The sequence below is a fragment of the Variovorax sp. 01N429 genome (genome assembly GCF_056399425.1).
In genome coordinates this window covers 1-2,662 of the sequence record NZ_JBFTRG010000043.1, presented here as the reverse complement: position 1 = coordinate 2,662, position 2,662 = coordinate 1, and the positions used below count along the sequence as shown (strand labels likewise).

2 protein-coding genes and 1 pseudogene are annotated in these 2,662 nt (G+C 60.8%); all 3 read right to left on the bottom strand.

Translation table 11 applies throughout. From position 1 onward, the window contains the following. A pseudogene (locus tag AC1DSF_RS30440) lies at positions 1-461 on the bottom strand (hypothetical protein); the annotation flags it as partial. Positions 462-578: 117 nt separating this feature from the next. Then, on the bottom strand, positions 579-917 hold the full coding sequence (gene imm45, locus AC1DSF_RS30435; protein ID WP_478128957.1) for an Imm45 family immunity protein: 339 nt from the start codon (positions 915-917) through the stop codon (positions 579-581). Then, the coding region (locus AC1DSF_RS30430) for a DUF637 domain-containing protein (RefSeq protein WP_478184041.1) at positions 914-2,662 on the bottom strand (1,749 nt) is incomplete at its 5' end. The genes imm45 and AC1DSF_RS30430, both read right to left, overlap by 4 nt.

The window sequence follows — 2,662 nt, the reverse complement described above, 5'->3', positions numbered from 1 at the left end:
GGCACGAGCACCTGCTGGGTGCTGCCATCGGCAAGGGTCACGGTCTGCTCGACGAGCCAGACGATGTCGCTCGTGAGCTGGGCCATCTGCGCGGCAGTCAGGGCGATGCCGGGGGTCAATCCATACTGCTTGGCGAAGGTCACGCCCGCRTTCATGAGCGCGGTGTACTCGTCCTGGTCGCTGGTGTAGCCGTCCAGGTAGCGGTAGCCGGTGAGCTGGGCGATCTGCTCGCGAATGAGTTGCTGCTCATAGAAGCCATCGCCCAGGCGCTTTTGCACTGTGTCGGGATTGAAGCCCAGGGCGTTGAGCAGGTAGTCGCTGCTGAGCCATTGGCGATAGTCGGCGAAGCGCGGATCGGTCTCGATCAGGTAATGGGCGGTCGCGCCCGGCTGGGTGCGAAACAGGCTCGCTGTGGGCAAGCGGGTCTCGGGCGTGCTGGTGCGAACGACCATCGGGATGCTGCGCGAGCTGGCCGACTGGCCCGACGGTCCCGTGCGTTCGCGCAAATCTGGGGTAGCGCGCTACAGAAAGCTCACATTCATAGTGAACTTCCAATAAGTCCTTGGGTGTGCCCCAATCTACAGATCTGCTGCCGCGAGTTCCTTGCGAATCCGCACGTCTTCAACGTTGCCATCAGGCCAGACCCACCGCTTCCAGTTAGTGATCAGCCAATCTTTGGATATTCCCGTCCCATCTAAAACCGCGTCGGGTGGAAATTCAACGTAAGGATTGATTCCAGCACAGTAGCCCGTAATTGTCATGAGAGCGACCGAAGCTAGTCGGCGTCCACCATCCGGCAGCCCACAAACCATCATGACTACTTCAGACTCAAAAGGTGAGTGAGAAGGAAACTTCAATAGATAGCCTCGGTGTAGTGCAGGATTCTCGCTGTCCACCAGCTTTTCCCAGTCCATCATTTCACCCTCAAGTCGTGACCGCCGGATGCATCGGCAATTTTTTGCGGCGCTAGATCAATCAACCTAAACTGCCCTTCGTGCGCCCCTGATTTTGGATTGATTTTTTCCCAGGCTCCATGCTGGGTATCTAAGGAATATAGATCGCCGGACGGCGTGCGATACACGTCGCGATCATTCATTCGGCTCAAGCGCGAGTCCTTGGTCCAGTCATTCGCAGCCACAACATCCTTCACTTCTTGTTTAATTATTGCAACTCGCTCTCCCACAGGCAGTTTTGCAATGTCCTTTTCAAACTGCTCCGCCTTTGCAGCTAACTGACCGGCGCTGCCGGCGAGCTTCGTCTCGGCCGTTACTACCTTGACAGCATCCTCAACCTTTGCCCCGGCCTTGACTAGTGTGCCTACTTTACTAACTGCTTTGCCGCCACCGGGCAAAACGTCCAGCACGCTCGTCGGAAACAAGGCCTCGTTGGCCGCGTACATGACGCCCAGCGTGGCTATCTCGATCTCGGTCAGGCCACCTCGTGCACCGGCCGCGTCGAGATACTCGCGAATTAGTTGCTGCTTTTCGACGAGTGGCTTGATCTCAATCGCCTTGAGCGCGTCTTGCAGCTTGCCGAGCGCTTTCTCTGCATAGTGCTTCAGGCCATTGTTCGCGGCGGCATTCGCGGCGGCGTCGGCCGCCTGGCTGATCTGGTCCGCGTCCAGGCCGGCGATTGCACCGCCGATGCCCCCGAGCATCGCGGCGAGTTGAGTGGCATCGAATTTCGGCTTGCCGTTCTCGTCGAATCCGAACGCCTCTGCGCTGATCTCGCCGATGACCGCTCCGATCGCGCCCGCGCCGCAACTGCCGTTTGTGCGGGCAGCTCCGACGGCACACCCGGCCAGCGCATGCGCCACCTTGTTGCTGAAGTCGTCGAGATTCAAGTCCCCGATAGCGGAAGCCCCTTGCGCCGCGATGGTGTTCAGCAATGCGCTCTTCAGGCCCTGCTTCAGATTCTCCTCAAAGCTGCCGCCGTTGATCGCCGTGCTGATCACCGCCGTTGCTGCGCTGGCCGTGAGGTTTTGGCCGAGTTGCTTCATGAACTCTTGGGCGCCGCTGCCCGCCGTCGGCAAGCCCGTGGGATTCAGGTTCAACCCGCCCAGCACGCCACCCGTGGCAATGGCCGTCAGCAGGTTCTTCACATTCGAACTCGAACCAAGCTCGTCCAGTGCCTTGCCGATGTCTCCTTGGTTGTTGATCAGCGCGACGCTGGCTTGACCGGCCAGAGCGCTCACGCCGGCCGTCACCGCGCCACCCACTACAGCGCCCGTAGTGCCGCCGCCAACGGCGCCGCCTGCTGCGACTCCAGCTCCCTTGGCGGCCCCCCAGGTGAAGTAGCTGACCACCACCGTCACGATGGCAGCGCCTTCAGGCGTCAAACCCTGCTGACTGTAGTTCCAGTCCTTGTGCGCCTCCTCGACCTTCGCCCAGTCGACCTTGCCGCTGAGATTCGGATCGTTCTGAAGCTGCTCTATCCAGCCCATGCCGGGCAGCTGGGCGAGCTGCTCGATGCTGTCCCGCGCGCCCACGCCGGCCTGCACATGGTTGGCGCTGACGGCCAGACTGCCCGCGTTGAACTGGTTGTAGTTCGTGGTCTGGTCGGTGGTCCCCTTGTCCTTGGCCTTCTGGTACATGAGGTCGCGGCCCTGACTGGTCTCCTGGGTGCCGTGTTCGGTGGCCTGCGTGCCCAGGACCAGGGTGTC